Below are 18,953 nucleotides of genomic sequence, written 5' to 3'. Positions count from 1 at the left end.
AATCATACGCTCCCATTTGTTAGACCGTCTATCTAATTCGCGGCCACACGAGAAGCCGCAATCCAGGGAGGGGGCGACCCCATGGCCGAGCCGCTTTTGGCAGCGTTCGGCGTCACGAAGAGCTTTGGGCCCGTCGAGGTCCTCCATGGGGTGGATTTCACCGTCCTGCGCGGTGAGGTGCACGCCCTGGTCGGCGAGAACGGGGCCGGCAAATCGACGCTGATGAAGATCCTGTCCGGCTTTCACCAGCCGACCTCGGGCGCCGTGCGCGTGGATGGGCGGCCGGTGAGCTTCTCCGGCATCGGCGCCGCCGAGGCGGCGGGCGTCGTGCTGATCCACCAGGAATTCAACCTCGCCGAACACCTGACGGTCGAGGAGAACATCTTTCTCGGGCGCGAGCTGCGGCGCGGCCCCTTCCTCGACAAGCGCGCCATGCGCGAGCGGTCCCGCGCCGTCCTGGCCGAGCTGGAATGCCCGGTGGACCCGCGTGCGCGGGTGCGCGACCTCGCCGTGTCGGAGCGGCAGATGGTCGAGATCGCCAAGGCGATGTCGCGCGAGGTCCGCGTCCTCATCATGGACGAACCCACGGCGGTGCTGACCGGCACCGAGTCCGCCGTGCTGTTCGGGCTGATCCGCCGGCTGCGCGACCAGGGGGTGGGGATCGTCTACACCTCCCACAAGCTGGACGAGGTGCGGGCCATCACCGACCGGGTCACGGTTCTGCGCGACGGCCACCACATCGCCACCCGCCCGACCGCCGAACTGACGGAGGACGGCATCGCCCAGCTCATGGTCGGGCGGGCGATCAGCGACCTGTTCCCGGCCAAGACACCGCCGGCGCCGGACGCGCCCGTGGTGCTGGAGGCGCGGGGGATCGACGTTCCCGGCTGGGTGCGGGGTGCCGGCTTCGACCTGCGCCGCGGCGAGATCCTGGGCTTCGCCGGGCTGATCGGCGCCGGGCGGACGGAGCTGGCCGAGGGGCTGCTCGGATTGCGACGTCGCACCGCCGGCACGCTGTCCCGCAACGGGGAGCCGTTGCGCGTCCGCCGCCTGGAGGACGCGGTGGCCGCCGGCATCGCCTATCTGACCGAGGACCGCAAGGGCAAGGGCCTGCTGCTTGCCAAGGGTTTGCAGCCGAACCTGACGCTGCTGGCGCTGGACCGCTACGGCCGGATCTTCGTCGACGAGCGGCGGGAGGCCGCGGCGCTGGAGCGCGCGGTGACGGAGTTCGACATCCGCGTCCGGACGCTGGACGTGCCGGTCGGAAGCCTCAGCGGCGGCAACCAGCAGAAGCTGCTGCTCGCCAAGACCATGCAGGTCGATCCCGACATCCTGATCGTCGACGAGCCGACGCGCGGCATCGACATCGGGACCAAGCAGCAGATCTACCAGTTCCTGCACGACTTCGCCCGCCGGGGCGGGTCGGTGATCCTCATCTCCTCGGAAATGCCCGAGATCATCGGGCTGTCGCACCGGGTGGTGGTCATGCGCTCCGGCGTGGTGACCGGCATCCTGGAGGGGGCCGACGTCGAGGAGGGCGAGATCGTCCGCTACGCCACCGGCCTGAAAGGCCGCATGGTCGATGGCCTGAAGGGCCGCACATCGCTCCGCTCATCAAGCCGCACATCAGAAGGAGACGCGCATGACGCCGTCGGTCATGCCTGAGGCCGCGCGGAAGCCCTCCTCCGGCTTCGATCTGAAACTCTACGGGCCGTTCCTGGCGCTGGCCGCGCTGATCGTGCTGGGCACCATCGTCAACCCGGTGTTCCTCAGCCCGGGCAACATCGGCAACGTGCTGACCCGCACCGCCTTCATCGGCATCATCGCGGTCGGGGCCACCTTCGTCATCACCACCGGCGGGATCGACCTGTCGGTCGGCTCCCTGGCCGCCTTCGCGTCGGGCGTGACGATCGTGGTGATGAACGCCCTGGTCGGCTCCATGGGCGCCGGGCTGCCGGTCATCCTGATCGGCGTCCTGGTGGCGCTGGGGCTCGGGCTGGCGGCGGGGCTGGTCAACGGGCTGCTGGTGACCAAGGGGAGGATGGAGGCGTTCATCGTCACGCTGGGGACCATGGGCATCTTCCGGTCCCTGGTCACCTACATCGCCGACGGCGGCACGCTGTCCCTGAATTCGGAGATCCGCACGATCTACCGGCCCGTCTATTACGGCGGCGTCTTCGGCATCTCCTACCCGATCCTGGCCTTCGCGGTGGTGGCGCTGATCGGCGCGCTGATCATGTACCGCACGCGCTTCGGCCGCTACTGCGCCGCCATCGGCTCCAGCGAGGACGTGGCGCGCTATTCGGCGATCAACGTGGACCGGGTCAAGCTGCTGGCCTTCGTGCTTCAGGGCCTGTGCGTCGCCATCGCCGTGGTGATCTACGTGCCGCGGCTGGGCTCGGCCTCGGCCACCACGGGCCTGCTGTGGGAGCTGGAGGCCATCGCCGCCGTCATCATCGGCGGCACCATGCTGAAGGGCGGCTACGGCCGCATCTGGGGCACGGTGGTGGGCGCCGTCATGCTCACGCTGATCGACAACATCCTCAACCTGACCGGCGCCATCAGCGTCTACCTGAACGGCACCATCCAGGGGGTGATCATCATCGTCGCGGTGCTCCTGCAACGGGGGACCGTGGCGCGTCGCTGAAATAATACGAAGAGGGAGGAATCGACCATGACGTTCCGTTTCGCTCTGGCCGCGGCGCTGGCCGCGGGCCTGATGGTAGCGCCGGTCGCCGGCTGGGCGCAGCAGAAGATCAAGATGGGCGTGTCCATCCCCGCCGCGACGCACGGCTGGGCCGGCGGCCTCAACTGGCACGCCCAGCAGGCCGAGAAGCGGCTGGAGAAGCAGTACCCGAACCTCGACGTGGTGATCGTCACCGCCCGCGACGTCGGGCGTCAGGCCAACGACCTGGAGGATCTGGTCTCGGTGCAGCGGATCGACGCGCTGGTCATCCTGCCCTTCGAATCCGCGCCGATGACCGACCCCGTGCGCGCGGTCAAGCAGGCCGGCAAGTTCGTCACGGTGGTGGACCGCGGCCTGACCGACCCGTCCATCCAGGACCTTTACGTTGCCGGCAACAACCCGCAGATGGGCGAGGTCTCCGCCCGGTTCATGAAGGAGAAGATGGGCGGCAAGGGCGACATCGTGGTGCTGCGCGGCATCCCCACCGTGATCGACAACCAGCGCGTCGACGCCTTCATGAAGGAGATCGAGGGCACCCAGATCAAGGTGCTGGGAATGCAGTACGCCAACTGGAACCGCGATGACGGCTTCAAGGTGATGCAGGACTTCCTGTCCCGCTTCCCGAAGATCGACGCGGTGTGGGCGCAGGACGACGACATCGCGCTCGGCGTCATCGAGGCCGTCAAGCAGGCCGGCCGCGAGAAGGAGATGTTCATCCTCGGCGGCGCCGGCATGAAGGACATGATCAAGCGCGTCATGGACAAGGACGTGCTGGTCCCCGCCGACGTCCTCTACCCGCCCGCGATGATCGCCGAGGCCATGGAGATCACCGCCAAGCATCTGGTGGAGAAGGCGCCGATCCAGAAGGAATACATCATCGAGGCGACGCTGGTGACCCCGGAGAACGCCGCGAAATACTACTACCCGGACTCGCCGTTCTAAGAACCTCTGCCCCCTCCCTGGCCCTCCCCCGCCTCTGGCGGTGGAGGGGACACCAGCACACTCATGGGGAGACCCATCATGAAAACGATCAAGGGGCCGGCGATCTTCCTCGCGCAGTTCGCGGGGGACGCGGCGCCGTTCAACAGCCTTCCGGCCATCGGCGCCTGGGCCGCCGGGCTGGGCTTCAAGGGCGTGCAGATCCCGTCCTGGGACGGCCGCCTGTTCGACCTCGCCCGGGCCGCCGAGAGCAAGGGCTACTGCGACGAGGTGAAGGGCGTGCTGGCTGAGGCCGGCGTGCAGATCACCGAGCTGTCCACCCATCTCCAGGGGCAGCTCGTCGCCGTGCACCCGGCCTATGACGAGGCGTTCGACGGCTTCGCCGCACCGGAGGTGCGCGGCAACCCGAAGGCCCGCCAGGAATGGGCGGTCAACCAGCTGCTGATGGCGGCCAAGGCCTCGGCCAACCTGGGGCTGACGGCGCACGTCACCTTCTCCGGCGCTCTGGCCTGGCCCTACGTCTATCCCTGGCCGCAGCGCCCGGCGGGGCTGATCGAAACGGCTTTCGACGAACTGGCGCGGCGCTGGCGGCCGATCCTCGACGCCTTCGACGCGGCGGGGGTGGACCTCTGCTATGAGATCCATCCCGGCGAGGACCTGTTCGACGGAGCGACCTTCGAGATGTTCTTGGAGCGCGTCGGCAACCACCCGCGCTGCAACATCCTCTACGATCCCAGCCACTTCGTGCTGCAGCAGCTCGACTATCTCGGCTACATCGACGTCTATCACGAACGGATCAAGATGTTCCACGTCAAGGACGCGGAGTTCAACCCGTCCCCGCGCCAGGGCGTCTATTCCGGCTACCAGCCCTGGATCGGCCGGGCCGGGCGCTTCCGCTCGCTGGGCGACGGGCAGGTCGATTTCGGCGGCATCTTTTCCAAGCTGACCCAGTACGGCTTCGACGGCTGGGCGGTGCTGGAGTGGGAATGCGCCATGAAGCACCCCGAGCAGGGGGCCGCCGAAGGCGCGCGGTTCATCGACGCGCACATCATCCGGGTGACCGAGAAGGCTTTCGATGACTTCGCCGGGGCCGGAACCGACGATTCGGCCAACCGGCGCATGCTCGGCATCGGCTGAGCGGGAGGAAGACATGACCATCGAAGGGAAAACGGCCTCCGGGCCGAACCGCCGGCTGCGCCTGGGCATGGTCGGCGGCGGGCGGGGCGCCTTCATCGGGGCGGTGCACCGCATCGCCGCGCGCCTCGACGACCGTTACGAACTGCGGGCCGGGGCGCTGTCCTCCGATCCGGAGCGCTGCCAAGCCAGCGGCGCCGACCTGTTCCTGCCGCCGGAGCGCTGCTACGCCAGCTTCGCGGAGATGGCGCGGGCCGAGGCGGCGCGCGACGACGGCATCGACGTGGTCAGCATCGTCACGCCCAACCACCTGCACCACGACGCCGCCAAGGCGTTCCTGGAGGCGGGCATCCACGTCATCTGCGACAAGCCGCTGACCACCACGGTGGAGGACGCGGAGGATCTGGCGGCGGCGGTGGAGCGCAGCGGCCTCGTCTTCGCGCTGACCCACAACTACACCGGCTATCCGATGGTGCGGCAGGCCCGCGCCATGGTGGCGGCCGGTGACCTGGGCGCCCTCCGCGTCGTTCAGGTCGAATACCCGCAGGACTGGCTGAGCACCCGGCTGGAGGAGAGCGGGCAGAAGCAGGCGGAATGGCGGACCGACCCGGCGCGCAGCGGCATCGCCGGCTGCGTCGGCGACATCGGCACCCACGCCTTCCAGCTGGCGGAGTTCGTCACCGGCCTGCGCTGCACGCGGGTCGCCGCCGATCTGACCGCCTTCGTGGAGGGGCGCCGGCTCGACGACAACGCGCACATGATGCTGCGCTTCGGCAACGGCGCGCGCGGCATGCTGTGGGCCAGTCAGGTGGCGCCTGGCCACGAGAACGGGCTGCGCCTGCGCGTCTACGGCGACAAGGGCGGGCTGGAGTGGTTCCAGGAGCAGCCGAACCACCTGCGCTTCAGCCCGCTCGGCGAGCCGCCGCGCACCATCACCCGCGGCGGCCCCGGGTCCGACGGGGCCGCCGCGCACGCCACGCGCATCCCGTCGGGCCATCCCGAAGGCTATCTGGAAGGCTTCGCCCAGATCTACCGCGACGCCGCCGACCTGATCGTCGCCCGCATGGGCGGTGCCGCCGCCGGTGAGCAAGCGGCCCTCGTCCCCACCGTCCAGGACGGCGTGCGCGGCGTGCGCTTCATCCACGCCGCCGTGGAATCGAGCCGCCGGGACGCCGCCTGGGTCGAGATTTGAAAGGATTTGCCATGACCGAAGCCTATTTCACCGGCGTCGAGCGCATCCGCTACGAGGGGCCGGACAGCGACACCCCGCTCGCCTACCGCTGGTACGACCCCGACCGCATGGTCCTGGGCCGGCGCATGGCCGACCATCTGCGCGTCGCCGTCTGCTACTGGCACAGCTTCTGCTGGCCCGGCTCCGATCCCTTCGGCGGCGGCACGCTGGACCGGCCCTGGATGCGCGCCGGCGATCCGGTGGCGCTGGCCGAGGCGAAGATGGACGTGGCGTTCGAGCTGTTCGAAAAGCTCGGCGCGCCCTTCTTCACCTTCCATGACCGCGACGTGGCGCCCGAGATGGGCTCCCTGCGGGAGACGCAGGCGGTCTTCGCCCGCCTGACCGAGCGGCTGCAGGGCTGCATCGAGCGCAGCGGCGTCAAGCTGCTGTGGGGCACCGCCAACCTGTTCTCGCACCCCCGCTACATGGCCGGCGCGGCCACCAACCCGGACCCGGAGGTCTTCGCCTGCGCGGCGGCGCAGGTGCGCGACGCGCTGGAGGCGACGCAGCGGCTGGGCGGCGTCAACTACGTGCTGTGGGGCGGGCGCGAGGGCTACGACACGCTGCTCAACACCGACATGGCGCGCGAGCTGGACCAGCTCGGCCGCTTCCTGACGATGGTGGTCGAGCACAAGCACAAGATCGGCTTCACCGGCACCATCCTGATCGAGCCCAAGCCGATGGAGCCGACCAAGCACCAGTACGACCACGACGTGGCGACGGTCTACGGCTTCCTGAAGCGCTACGGGTTGGAGAAAGAGGTCGCCGTCAACATCGAGGTGAACCACGCCACGCTGGCCGGCCACAGCTTCGAGCACGAGGTGGCGACGGCGCTGGCGCTGGGCGTCTTCGGCTCCATCGACATGAACCGGGGCGACCCGCAGAACGGCTGGGACACCGACCAGTTCCCCAACGACCATGTGGAGCTGGCGCTGCCCATGGCGCGCATCCTGGAGGGCGGCGGCTTCACCACCGGCGGCTTCAACTTCGACGCCAAGATCCGGCGCCAGAGCGTCGAGCCGGACGACCTCCTGCACGCCCATGTCGGCGGCATCGACACGCTGGCCCGCGCGCTGCTCGCCGGGGCGCGGCTCGTCGAGGACGGCCGGCTGCGAGACTTGCGCGCGGAGCGCTACGCCGGCTGGAGCGGCGATCTCGGCCAAAAGCTGCTCGGCGGGCTAGATCTGGCCGGCGCGGCCGACGCCGGCCTCGGCCTCGATCCCCGGCCGCGCTCGGGCCGGCAGGAGATGCTGGAGAATCTGGTGAACCGCCTCGTCTGAGGCCGCCGGCTGATTGAGGGGAAGGTCCATGTATCTCGGCATCGACCTGGGAACGTCCGGCGTCAAGGCGGTGCTGGTCGACGCGGCGCAACGCCTCGTCGGCCAGTCCACCGCCCCGCTGGAGGTCAGCCGCCCGCACCCGCTGTGGTCGGAGCAGGACCCGGAGGACTGGTGGGCCGCCACCGGACGCGCCGTCGCCGGACTGCGCGCCGCCCATCCCGACGCGATGGCGGCGGTGCGGGGGATAGGGCTGTCGGGGCAGATGCACGGGGCGACCCTGCTCGACCGGCAGGACCGCGTGCTGCGCCCGGCCATCCTATGGAACGACGGGCGCAGCGGTGCGGAATGCGCGGAGCTGGAGCGCCGTGCGCCCAACCTGCGCGCCATCGCCGGGAACCGCGCCATGCCCGGCTTCACCGCGCCCAAGCTGCTGTGGGTCGCGGCGCACGAGCCGGACCGGTTCAAAGCGACCGCCAAGGTGCTGCTGCCCAAGGACTGGCTGCGCCTGCGCATGACCGGCGACCACGCCTCGGACCTGTCGGACTCCGCCGGCACGCTGTGGCTGGACGTCGGCCGGCGCGCGTGGTCGGACGAGCTTCTGGCCGCCACGGGGCTCGGCGAGGCGCACATGCCGACGCTGTACGAAGGGTGTCAGCCCTCCGGCGCCTTAAGGGCGGAGGTCGCCGCCGAGTGGGGCGTTCCGCTGGGAACCGTGGTGGCGGCGGGGGCCGGCGACAACGCGGCCGGTGCGGTGGGAGTCGGTGTGGTGGCGCCGGGCAGCGCCTTCCTGTCGCTGGGCACCTCGGGCGTGCTGTTCGTCAGCGGCGACCGCTTCGCGCCCAACCCCGAACGCGGCGTGCATGCCTTCTGCCATGCCTTGCCCAACCGTTGGCACCAGATGTCGGTGATGCTGAGCGCGGCGAGCTGCCTGTCCTTCGCCGCCCGCCTGACCGGCGCCGCGGACGAGGCGGCGCTGCTGCGCGAGGCGGAATCTCACGGGGGCGATCCCGGCGCGCTGGTCTTCCTGCCCTATCTGTCGGGGGAGCGCACGCCGCACAACGACCCGCACGCCAAGGGCGTCCTCTTCGGCCTGACCCACGACACCGACCGCGGGGCGCTCGCCCGCGCCGTGCTGGAGGGGGTGGCCTTCGCCTTCGCCGACGGGCTGGACGCCCTGGAGGAGGCCGGCGGACGCGTCGAACGCTTCCTGGTGATCGGCGGTGGCGCGCGCAGCGCCCTGTGGGGCCGCATCCTGGCGAGCGCGCTTGGCCGGCCGCTCGACTACCCGGCGGGGGGCGAGGTCGGCCCGGCCTTCGGGGCGGCCCGTCTGGCGCGCCTCGCGGTGACGGGCGAGGAGCCGGAAACCGTGTGCCGGCCCTTGGAGATCCGTCACACCGTGGAGCCGGACCCGGCCCTGGCCGCCGCCCTGGCGCCGCGCCGCCGCCTGTTCCGCCGCCTCTACGGTGACCTCAGCGCCGCCTTCCGCGAGGCCGATGGGGTATGAGGCGTCTCAGCTCTTGGCGATCTCGCCCAGCACGTCCTTGGCGAGGCTGCGGATGTGCCCCTCCATGGCGGCGCGCGCCTGCGCCGGGTCGCCGGTTTCAAGGGCGGCGATGACGTCGAGATGCTCGTCGCAGTCGGGGCGGATGCGCGACGGCAGGCCCGACAGCTCGAACAGGCGCGTGGTCACCCGCAGGTCGCGGATGATCTGCGCCAGCACCGCGTTGCCGGACGCCTCGGCGATCAGGGTGTGCAGTTCCTCGTCGGCCGCCCAATGGTCCTCGAAGCGGATCTTGGGCTCGTCGCGCAGCCGCAGCATCTCGGCCTTGATCGCCTGCAGGCGGGCCGGGTCGACCCGCGACGCGGCGGCGGCGATCGCCTCCCCCTCCAGGATCTCGCGCAGGCGCATGCTCTGGAAATACTCGCGGTTGGAGACCTCGCGCACCCGGTAGGGGCGGTTGAACTCCTTGCGGATCAGCCCCTCGCTGGCCAGCCGGACCAGCGCCTCGCGGATCGGCGTGCGCGAGATGCTGAGCGCGGTGGCCAGCCGGTCCTCGACGATCACCTCCCCGCTGGGGATGCGGCGGTCGAGGATCATCTCCAGGATGGTCCGGTAGGCCATGCTCGCCAGATTCACGCCGGCGGTTGCCGGGCTCGCGGTTTTCGGGCCGTCCATGTCCGTGCTCATACCAAGTCCTGCCACCTGACGCTGATTTCTTCCTAACAAAGCAGACGAATCGTTGTCCTGCAAAGGTTCTGAGCGATCCGTCCGGATGGCGGGATGCGGCGCTGTGCCCTCCTCCGTGCTGGCCCCAGTGTTGGCCCCATTGCCGGCCTCAGTGCTGGAGGATCTTGGCAAGGAACTGGGTGGCGCGCTCCGAGCGCTGGGTTTCGAAGAATTCGGTCTTGGTGCAGTCCTCGATGATGCTGCCATGGTCCATGAAGATCACCCGGTGGGCGACCTTGCGGGCGAAGCCCATCTCGTGGGTGACGCAGATCATCGTCATGCCCTCGTTGGCCAGCTCGACCATCACGTCGAGCACCTCGTTGATCATTTCCGGGTCGAGCGCCGAGGTCGGCTCGTCGAACAGGATGGCGATCGGGTCCATCGCCAGGGCGCGGGCGATGGCGACGCGCTGCTGCTGCCCGCCGGAGAGCTGGCCGGGGTACTTGTGCGCCTGACTGGCCAGACCGACCCGCGTCAGCAGCGCCTCGCCCTTGGCCTCGGCCTCCGCCGTCGCGCGGCCCAGCACCTTGCGCTGCGACAGGGTCAGGTTCTGCATGATGGTCAGGTGGGGGAACAGCTCGAAGTTCTGGAACACCATGCCGACGCGGGCGCGCAGCGCCGTCATGTTGGTGCCCCGCCCGCCGACGTCGATGCCGTCCACCTGGATGCGGCCGGACTGGAAGGGCTCCAGCCCGTTGACGCACTTGATCAGCGTCGACTTGCCCGAGCCGGAGGGGCCGCAGACCACCACGACCTCTCCCTTCCGCACGGTGGTCGTGCAGTTCTTCAGGACCTGGAAGGTGCCGTAGTGCTTGCTGACGTTCTCGATGGCGATCATGCGGCTTCTCTTGCGGATGGGCGGCGCCGCTGCGGCGCCGGGCGTTGAAGGACGGGGGCGGTTCGGCGGACGCGTCAGCGGAACCGGTCGAGCAGGAAGGGCGTCGGGTCGATGTCGGTGCGGCCGTCCAGCAGCAGGTCGGCGGTCATGCGGGCGACGACCGGGGCCAGCGTGTAGCCGTTCGACGTCACCGTGTTGAAGAATCCGGGCAGGCCGGGCACCGGGCCGATGATCGGCGCGCCGTCGATGTTGATGTTCATTGCCGCCCAGGCGCGCACGACATGCAGCCCGGCGATCTGCGGCAGCACATGGCGGGCGACCCACAGGTTGCCCTCGATGCTGGAGCGTGACACCGTGTTGAAGCGGCGCGCCGGGTCGAAGACGGCGGTCCAGGCGCCGCCGATGATCAGCCCGCCGGTGACCGCCTGCTTCAGGCTGAGATGGCGGTCGGCGTGGGCGACGAGCTGGCTGACCAGCTTGGGCGCCGGCTCGGTGACGATCATCTGCAGCGGCGCGCTGTGCACCGGCACGTCGATGCCGACCAGCCGCCCGGTTTCGCGCGCCCAGGGGCCGCTGGCGTTGATGATCTGCTTGGCGCGGATGCGGCAGCGCGGGGTCTCCACCCGCCAGCCGCCGCCCTCGACCGCCGGGGCCGCGGCGATGCCGGTGACGTTGACCCCGCGCAGGAAGCGGGCGCCGTGGCGGCGCGCCTGCTCCAGCACGGCATAGGTGGCGCGCAGCGGGTTGATCTTGCCCTCCTGCGGGGCGTATTCGGCGCCGACCAGCTCCTCCGACAAGGCGGGGGCGAGGCGGCGCAGCTCGGCCGCGTCGATGATGGCGTTCTCGACGCCGTACCGCCGCTCCAGCGCCGCCTTGGCGCGCAGGAAGTCCATGCCGGCCGGGCTGTCGGCGACCATCAGGCCGCCGGTGACGGCCAGCTCGAAATCGACGCCGCAGGCGCGCTCCAGGTCGCGCCACAGCGCGATGGAGCGCGGTCCGAGCGCCAGCGTCGCCGCCGCCGGGCCGCCACCCGCCTCGGCCTTGGCGCCGAAGTCGAAGGACAGGAGCTGGACGTGCAGGCTGCCGGCGTTGGCCCCGGACGCCTGCAGGTTGGTGTCGCCGCGCTCGACCACCAGCACGTCGCGGCCGGCCTGGGTCAGATAGTAGGCGAGGCAGGCGCCGACCACGCCGCCGCCGACGATCAGGATCTCGGCCTCCTGGTCGGGCAGCGGGCCGTCCTCCAGCGGGCGGGCGAGGTTGGGGGTGATGGCGCGCTGGTGGCCGCCCCATTCCGGCTTCTCGAAGGCGAAGGCGCCGGCCGGGGTCGGCTTGGCCGGCAGGCGCGGCGCCAGATACTGCTCGGCGGCGCGCGGCCGGCCGGTGGCCTGCTCCAGCAGCAGGGCGGCGGTTGCAGCGCAGTAGCGGCCCTGGCAGCGCCCCATGCCAAGCCGGGTGTTGCGCTTCAGCGCGGCGAGGCTGTCATGGCCGGCGGCGATCTCGGCGCGGACCTGGCCGAAGGTGACCTCCTCGCAGCGGCACAGCATCGCCTCGTCCGGCACGGCGTCGAGGCGCGGCGGCGGCGCCTGGTAGATCGACCACAGCGCGGCCTGGAAGCCTTCGGCCCGCCGCAGGTCGGTCCGTGCCCGCCGGCCCTGCTCCGGGTTGGTGTCGGCAAAGCCGAGCTGGGCGGCGGCGGCGATCCCGGCAAGGGTTCCGCGCGCCTGCGCCACCTTCGACCCGCCGAGATCGACGCCGTCGCCGACCGCGAAGACTCCGGGCAGGCTGGTGGCGCCGTCCTCCGCCGTCTCGGTGGCGAGGTAGCCGAGATGGCGGTCGACCAGCCGGTGGGCGCAGCCGAGCGCGCGGGCGATCTCGGTGGAGGGGATGAAGCCGTAGCCCAGGCACAGCGCGTCGGCGGGGACGGTGACGGCCTCGGCCAGCCGGGGCGCGCCGTCGGCGCCGAGCGGGGCGTAGCGCACACGCTCCAGACGCTCCGCGCCCTCTGCCGCAACGACCCCGTGCGACCACAGCACCGGCACCCCGGCGCGCCGCAGCCGCAGCAGATAGCGGGCGCCGTCGCCGATCAGGCCGGGGGCCGAGCGCACAGCCGTCCACAGGGCGCGCCACTGGGCGGGCGACGGGCGCGGCGCGCTTTCCAGCACGGCGGCCACCGTGACGCCGCCCTCCACCAGCTCGCAGGCCAGTTGCAGGTTGAGCGGGCCGTTGCCGGCGATCACCACCCGGCGGCCGGGCGCCACCCGGTAGGCGCGCGCCAGGGTCTGCCCCGCCCCGGTCGTCATCACGCCGGGCAGCGTCCAACCAGCGAAGGGCGCCGGCCGTTCGTAGGCGCCGCTGGCGATCACCAGCCGGCGCGGCCGGTAGACGGTCTCGCGCCCGGCGACGACGGCGACGACCTCGTCGGGGGCATGGGCGCCCCACACCGTCGCCTCCTGGATGATCGTCGCACCGGCCAGCCGCGCCGCATCGACCAGGGCGCGGCCGGCGCGGAACTGGCGGTCGGTCGGCCGGTCGGCGCGGTGCGACGGGGCCAGCGGCTTGAAATACTGGCCGCCGCTCTGCGGCCGCTCGTCGAGCACGACCACCTCGGCGCCGCGCCGCGCCGCGGCCTCCGCCGCCGCCAGACCGGCCGGGCCGGCGCCGAGCACCAGCAGGTCCGGCGTCCGCTCCTCCGGCGCCGCGCCCTGCGGCGGCGGCACCAGCGGGGCCAGCGGATCGGCGGCGGTGCCCGCCGGCGGCTGCGAACGGACGACCTGCCCCTCGGCCACCTTGGTCAGGCAGGCGCGCTGGCTCGCCCTGCCGTCCACCGTCACCAGACACTCGAAGCAGGCGCCCATTCCGCAATAGAGGCCGCGACGCCCGCCGTCGCGGGTGTGGCGGTAGGCCGCGACGCCGTGCGCCGCCAGGGCGGCCGCCACGGTCTCCCCGGCCAGCGCGGGAATCCGCTCGCCGTCGTAGGTGATCTCGATGAGGGCGCCGTCGCGGCGGACGTTGGGATGTTCGAGGCGCATGGGCGGGCGGCTGTGTCCGGATTGCGGTGGGAAGCGGCTTTTTGAGGGTGCGTCAAAATGCGCTGGATTCCTGTATACAGATAGTATACGAGTAGTATTTAGGCAAGGTCAAAAATTAGGCAGGAGCTTGGGGGAACCCATGACGGCATTGCGCGGCACCTACACGGTTCTCATCACCCCCTTCACCGCCGACGGTGGTGCAGTGGACGTTCCGGCCCTCAAGAAGCTGGTGAACTGGCAGATCGAGCAGGGCATCCACGGCCTGATCCCGCTCGGCAGCACCGGCGAGTTCCTGTCGATGACCCCTGAGGAGCGGGCCCAGGTCATCGAGATCTGCGTGCAGGAATCGGCGGGCCGCGTGCCCGTGCTGATCGGCACCGGCGCCGAATGGACCCGCGACGCGGTCGCCCACGCCAAGGAAGCCGAGCGGATGGGCGCCGACGGGATCATGGTGATCCCGCCCTATTACAGCTCCCCGACCCCCGACGAGCTGTTCGAGCATTACCGCCGCATCGGCGAGGCGATCTCGCTGCCGGTGATGATCTACAACAACCCGGCGACCGCCAACGTCGACCTCACCCCGCCGATCGTCGCGCGGCTGAGCGAAATCGACAACGTCCTCTACATCAAGGAATCGACGCTGGAGGTGACGCGGGTCCGCGACATCATCGAGCTGTGCGGCGACCGCATGACGGTGTTCGCCGGCATCCTCGGCTACGAATCCTTCTGGCTCGGCGCCCAGGGCTGGGTCGCCGTCTGCTCCAACCTGATCCCGCGCGATTCGGCCCGGCTGTTCGAGCTGGTGGCCGACCACAACGACAAGGATCAGGCGCTGGCGCTCTACAAGAAGATGCTGCCGATCGTGCGCTGGGTCGGCGGCCACCGCTACGTCGCCGCGTCGAAGGCCGGGCTGGGCATGATGGGCCTGGCCGTGGGCGAACCGCGCGCGCCGCGCCTGCCGCTCCCGGCGGGCGACGCCGAGGCCCTGCGCGCCGATCTGGCGGCTTACGGGCTGATCAATTCCCTGGGCGCTCCCTCCGTTGCCGGGACCGGGCGCTGACCAGGTGTGAGTGCTGGACCGTCCAACCAAGACAGAAGGTGACCACGATGACCATTCGTACGCTGCTGATCGCCGCCGGCCTGACCCTGTTCGCGCTGCCGGCCGCCGCCCAAACCGCCGGCTGCAAGCCGGCGGTCGCCGACTCCGAGCTGATCAAGCCCGGCACGCTGGTGATGTCGACCAACCCGACCCTGCCGCCGATGCAGTTCGTCGATTCCAACGGCGTGCTGAAGGGCATGCGCATCACGCTGGGCAACGAGATCGCCAAGCGCCTCTGCCTGACCCCGGAATATGTCCGCATCGAGTTCTCGGCGATGATTCCCGGCCTCCAGGCCGGCCGCTGGGACCTGATCAACACCGGCATCTTCTGGACCGAGGAGCGGGCCAAGATGATGCCGATGATCAACTATGAATCGCAGGCGATCAGCGTCTCGGTGTCCAAGGGCAACCCGCTGAAGATCACCAAGCCGGAGGATCTGTCGGGCCGCCCGGTCGGCGTCGAGCTGGGCGGCTTCGAGGAGCGCAAGCTGCGCGAGCTCGACAAGATGATTGTCGCCAAGGGGCTGAAGCCGATCGAGATCAAGACCTTCGACAACTTCGCCACGGCCTATCAGGCGCTGCGCGCCGGCCAGACCGAGGCGTCGGTGGCCATCGACCCGACGGCGGCCGAATACAGCAAGCGCGGCGACTTCGACCGCGCCCTGCACGGCCTGTTCCCGACCCCCGTCGCCCTCGCGATGAAGAGCAAGGCGCTGAGCGAGGCGGTGGTCGGCGTGCTCAACGACATGCAGAAGGACGGCTCCTACAAGGCCCTGATGGAGGAGTACGGCCTGCTGCCCAACGAGGGCGCCTTCAAGGTCAACGGCCCCGGCATGTGAGTGGGTGCGGGCGGCGGCGGGGCGCGTCCCGGCCGCCGCCCGCGCGGCGGATAAGAGCGAAAGGTTGACGGAATGACCAGCGGCTGGAACTGGGACGGCTTCTTCGACTACCTGTTCAACGGTTACCTGCTCAGCGGAGCGATCACGACCCTGTGGCTGACGCTGGCGGGCATCGCCGGCGGTCTCGTGGTCGGCTGCCTGCTGGCGCTGCTGCGGCTGTCGCCGTACCGCTGGGTATCGGCGGCGGCGCAGGCCTACATCTGGGTGTTCCGCGGCACGCCGCTGCTGGTCCAGCTCATCATCATCTACACCGGCCTGCCGCAGATCGGCATCAAGCTGTCGGTGACGGAATCCGCGCTGATCGGCCTGATCCTCAACGAGGCCGCCTATCTGGCCGAGATCATCCGTGGCGGCATCCTCGGCGTCGCCGCCGGGCAGAGCAACGCCGGCCGCGCGCTCGGCCTGAACTCGGCCCAGGTGATGGTCTACATCGTGCTGCCGCAGGCCATCCGCATCATCATCCCGGCGCTCGGCAACAGCGTGAACGGGCTGCTGAAGACGACCTCGGTCACCTCCGTCATCTCGATGGAGGAGCTGCTGCGCAGCACCCAGCTTCTCATCCAGGAGCGCTTCATGGTGCTGGAGCTGTTCACGGTGGCCGCCCTCTACTATCTGCTGATGACCTCGCTGTGGGACATCGTCCAGCGCCGCATCGAGCGCCATTTCGGCCGCGCCTACCGCAACATCGCGATCGTCGACGGCCAGTGAGGCTCCGGTCATGACCCCTCCCCCGGCCGACCCGCTGTTCCCCCGGCCCGCCAACCTCGGCGACCAGACCTACGGGCATCTGCGCGAGCTGATCCTCAGCCGCCAGATTCCCGGCGGCGCCGAGGTGCCGGAGGGGCGGCTCGCCGAGCGGCTGAGCGTGTCGCGCACGCCGATGCGCGAGGCGCTGGTCCGGCTGGTCGGCGAAGGGCTTCTGGAGCGCACCAGCGAGCGCAGCTACCGCGTCCGCATCGTCTCGGCCCGCGAGTTCTTCGAGTGCATGCAGATGCGCGAGTTGCTGGAGTGCCACGCCATCGAGACGGCGGTGCCGCTGGTCGGCGACGCCGACCTCGCCGAGCTGCGGCGCGGGCTCGAATCGCTGGACGGCGGCGAGGACGACATGCAGCACTGGCTCTACGACAACCATTTCCACAGCTTCTTCGCCCGCGTCAGCGGCAACGCGACGCTGGCCGAGACGATCACGCGCATGCGGGTGGTCGCCCGTCTGTTCCGCATCTCCAGCAGCTTCCACCGCAAGGGCGAGATCGACACGGAGCACCGGGCGGTGCTGGAGGCGGTCGAGCGGCGCGACGTGGCCGCGGCCAAGGCCGCCATGCTGGCGCATCTGCGCAACCTCCAGGACGACGCCCGCCGCGCCATCGCCGCCGAGGCCAATCCGGGCGGCTATTTCCTGTGATTCCGGTCACCGCAAGAACCGTCCCCTAAGGGACCGCCCTTCAAGGACCAAGGAGAGTTCCATGCCGCAGTTCGACACCGTGATCCGCCATGGCACGCTGGCCACCGCGTCCGACGTGTTCGCCGCCGACCTCGGCGTGATCGGCGGCCGCATCGCCGCCATCGGCACCGGGCTGGGGCCGGGCGCCCGCGAGATCGACGCGACCGGCAAGCTGGTGATGCCCGGCGGCGTCGACGGCCATTGCCACCTCGACCAGCCGACCAGCGACGGCTCGCAGTCGGCCGACGATTTCGAGACGGGCACGCGCTCGGCGGCCTACGGCGGGACAACGACGGTCATTCCCTTCGCCTGCCAGTTCAAGGGCCAGTCGCTGCGCGACGCGGTGACCGACTACCACCGGCGGGCCGACGGCAAGGCGGTGATCGACTACGCCTTCCACCTCATCGTCAGCGACCCGACCGACCAGCTCCTCGGCCAGGACCTGCCGGCGCTGATTCATGACGGCTACACGTCGTTCAAGATCTACATGACCTACGACGACATGAAGCTGAACGACCGGCAGGTGCTGGAGCTGCTGAGCGTCGCCCGGCGCGACGGCGCCATGGCGATGATCCACGCCGAGAACGCCGATTTCATCGGCTGGCTGACCGACAAGCTGCTCGCCGCCGGCCACACCGCGCCGCGCTACCACGCCGATTCCCGGCCGATGCTGGTGGAGCGCGAGGCGACCCACCGCGCCATCGCCATGGCGGAACTCGCCGACGTGCCGATCCTGATCGTCCACGTCTCGGGCCGCGAGGCGATCGAGCAGATCCACTGGGCGCAGGGCCGCGGCATGCGCATCTACGCCGAGACCTGCCCGCAATACATGGTGCTGACCGAGCACGACCTGCACGGCCACGGCATGGAAGGGGCCAAGTGCATCTGCAGCCCGCCGCCGCGCGACAAGGCCAACCAGGCGGCCGTCTGGGACGCGCTGGCCGGCGGCACCTTCCACATCGTGTCGTCCGACCACGCGCCGTTCCGCTACCAGGACCCCAAGGGCAAGATGCTGCACGGCGCCAACACGCCCTTCAACTGGATTCCCAACGGCGTGCCGGGCATCGAGACGCGGTTGCCCATCCTGTTCTCGGAAGGCGTCAAGAAGGGCCGCATCAGCCTGCAGCGCTTCGTCGAGCTGTCCTCGACCAACCCGGCCAAGATGTACGGCCTGCACCCGCGCAAGGGCAGCCTGGCCATCGGCGCCGACGCCGACATCGTGATCTACGACCCCGACCGCAAGGTCACGATCACCAACGCCATGCTGCACCACAACGTCGACTACACCCCGTACGAGGGGCTGGAGGTGACCGGCTGGCCGGAGACCGTGCTGTCGCGCGGCGAGGTCGTGGTGGAGGGCGGCGCCTGCGTGGCGCAGCCCGGCCGCGGCGCCTTCCTGCGCTGCGACACGCCGGATCTGGCGCGGCCGAAGGTGGCGGCGGTCTGAGAAAGCGCATTCCCCCACAAAACACCTTCCCCCACAAAGCACCTTCCCCCACAAAGCACCTTCCCCCACCTTGGCCCTCCCCCGCCGGGCCGGAGAGGGTTCGGGTGGGGCCATAAGAACCCAGGACACGAGGACCACGACACCATGGACGCCCTGACCATCACCGCCGGCCCCTTCACCTTCGGCGCCCGCTTTGAATCGGCCGCCGCGCCGAAGACCTGCGCCAAGTTCCGCAGCCTGCTGCCCTACGAGGGCCAGATCGTCCATGTCCGCTGGAGCGGCGAAGGCGTGTGGATTCCGCTGGGCGACACCGATTTCGGCCTCGGCTACGAGAACCACACCAGCCACCCGGCGCCGGGCCAGATCATCCTCTATCCGGGCGGCATCAGCGAGACCGAGATCCTGCTGGCCTATGGCGGCGTGCAGTTCTCCAGCAAGATGGGCCAGCTCGCCGGCAACCACTTCATCACCATCACCGAAGGGCTGGAGAATCTGGCCGAACTCGGCAAGCGGACCCTGTGGCAGGGCGCGCAGCCGATCCGCTTCGAGCTGGCCCGCTGATCCGCGCGAGGCGCCGCCGTGCCCCGGGGCACGGCGGTTCCTCAGGCGGAACATACGGTTGAGAATGATACGCATTCTAAGTATATTGCCCCCGTCATGCACCGGTCATGGCGCGGCGACGCCGCTTTTCTGTGGAGAAACG

At 70.2% G+C, this 18,953-nt stretch carries 16 protein-coding genes; 13 read left to right on the top strand and 3 right to left on the bottom strand.

What is annotated here, in order from left to right; translation table 11 throughout:
- Positions 1-81: 81 nt before the first annotated feature.
- The 7 genes from D3869_RS30715 (at position 82) to xylB (ending at position 8,774) form a co-directional block, all read left to right on the top strand.
- The gene (locus D3869_RS30715) at positions 82-1,665 is read left to right on the top strand and encodes a sugar ABC transporter ATP-binding protein (RefSeq protein WP_137143398.1); all 1,584 of its coding nucleotides are present in this window, start codon (positions 82-84) and stop codon (positions 1,663-1,665) included.
- Complete coding sequence (locus D3869_RS30710; protein WP_175426689.1) at positions 1,643-2,647, top strand: ABC transporter permease; 1,005 nt, start codon at positions 1,643-1,645, stop codon at positions 2,645-2,647. The genes D3869_RS30715 and D3869_RS30710 overlap by 23 nt, the downstream gene beginning before the upstream one ends.
- A 27-nt stretch (positions 2,648-2,674) precedes the next feature.
- Positions 2,675-3,628, top strand: a complete 954-nt coding sequence (locus tag D3869_RS30705; protein ID WP_137143397.1) for a substrate-binding domain-containing protein — start codon at positions 2,675-2,677, stop codon at positions 3,626-3,628.
- A gap of 78 nt (positions 3,629-3,706) precedes the next feature.
- Positions 3,707-4,762, top strand: coding sequence for a sugar phosphate isomerase/epimerase family protein (locus tag D3869_RS30700; protein ID WP_137143396.1), 1,056 nt, complete (start codon positions 3,707-3,709; stop codon positions 4,760-4,762).
- A gap of 13 nt (positions 4,763-4,775) precedes the next feature.
- Positions 4,776-5,951: a Gfo/Idh/MocA family protein gene (locus D3869_RS30695; RefSeq protein ID WP_137143395.1), complete on the top strand. Its 1,176-nt coding sequence runs from the start codon at positions 4,776-4,778 to the stop codon at positions 5,949-5,951.
- An 11-nt stretch (positions 5,952-5,962) separates the two neighbouring features.
- Positions 5,963-7,270: a xylose isomerase gene (xylA, locus tag D3869_RS30690; protein WP_137143394.1), complete on the top strand. Its 1,308-nt coding sequence runs from the start codon at positions 5,963-5,965 to the stop codon at positions 7,268-7,270.
- Positions 7,271-7,298: 28 nt separating this feature from the next.
- Positions 7,299-8,774, top strand: a complete 1,476-nt coding sequence (xylB, locus tag D3869_RS30685; RefSeq protein ID WP_137143393.1) for a xylulokinase — start codon at positions 7,299-7,301, stop codon at positions 8,772-8,774.
- 6 nt (positions 8,775-8,780) lie between these two features.
- On the opposite strand, the gene D3869_RS30680 is transcribed toward xylB, so the two are convergent.
- The 3 genes from D3869_RS30680 to D3869_RS30670 form a co-directional block, all read right to left on the bottom strand.
- The gene (locus tag D3869_RS30680) at positions 8,781-9,458 is read right to left on the bottom strand and encodes a GntR family transcriptional regulator (protein ID WP_094305867.1); all 678 of its coding nucleotides are present in this window, start codon (positions 9,456-9,458) and stop codon (positions 8,781-8,783) included.
- Positions 9,459-9,606: 148 nt separating this feature from the next.
- Entirely contained in the window at positions 9,607-10,335 is a 729-nt protein-coding gene (locus D3869_RS30675) for an amino acid ABC transporter ATP-binding protein (RefSeq protein ID WP_137118344.1), read from the bottom strand.
- A 74-nt stretch (positions 10,336-10,409) separates the two neighbouring features.
- Positions 10,410-13,364 carry an FAD-dependent oxidoreductase gene (locus D3869_RS30670; RefSeq protein WP_137143392.1) on the bottom strand — a complete coding sequence of 985 codons (2,955 nt, stop codon included), beginning with the start codon at positions 13,362-13,364 and terminating at the stop codon, positions 10,410-10,412.
- A 139-nt stretch (positions 13,365-13,503) separates the two neighbouring features.
- Between D3869_RS30670 and dapA the strand changes: the two genes are divergently transcribed.
- From dapA to D3869_RS30640, 6 genes are all read left to right on the top strand, one after another.
- Positions 13,504-14,424 (top strand): 4-hydroxy-tetrahydrodipicolinate synthase, encoded by a 921-nt coding sequence (gene dapA, locus D3869_RS30665; RefSeq protein WP_137143391.1) that lies wholly within the window; start codon positions 13,504-13,506, stop codon positions 14,422-14,424.
- Positions 14,425-14,471: 47 nt separating this feature from the next.
- Complete coding sequence (locus D3869_RS30660; RefSeq protein WP_094305871.1) at positions 14,472-15,302, top strand: ABC transporter substrate-binding protein; 831 nt, start codon at positions 14,472-14,474, stop codon at positions 15,300-15,302.
- A 72-nt stretch (positions 15,303-15,374) separates the two neighbouring features.
- Complete coding sequence (locus D3869_RS30655; protein WP_094305872.1) at positions 15,375-16,070, top strand: amino acid ABC transporter permease; 696 nt, start codon at positions 15,375-15,377, stop codon at positions 16,068-16,070.
- Positions 16,071-16,080: 10 nt separating this feature from the next.
- The gene (locus D3869_RS30650; RefSeq protein WP_137143390.1) at positions 16,081-16,764 is read left to right on the top strand and encodes a GntR family transcriptional regulator; all 684 of its coding nucleotides are present in this window, start codon (positions 16,081-16,083) and stop codon (positions 16,762-16,764) included.
- Positions 16,765-16,825: 61 nt separating this feature from the next.
- Positions 16,826-18,250, top strand: a complete 1,425-nt coding sequence (gene hydA, locus D3869_RS30645) for a dihydropyrimidinase (RefSeq protein WP_137143389.1) — start codon at positions 16,826-16,828, stop codon at positions 18,248-18,250.
- A 144-nt stretch (positions 18,251-18,394) separates the two neighbouring features.
- Complete coding sequence (locus tag D3869_RS30640; RefSeq protein ID WP_040137713.1) at positions 18,395-18,811, top strand: DUF3830 family protein; 417 nt, start codon at positions 18,395-18,397, stop codon at positions 18,809-18,811.
- Positions 18,812-18,953: the final 142 nt, after the last annotated feature.

The organism is Azospirillum brasilense, assembly GCF_005222205.1.
GTDB lineage: Bacteria > Pseudomonadota > Alphaproteobacteria > Azospirillales > Azospirillaceae > Azospirillum > Azospirillum brasilense_G.
This window is presented reverse-complemented; position numbering and strand designations above follow the sequence as displayed.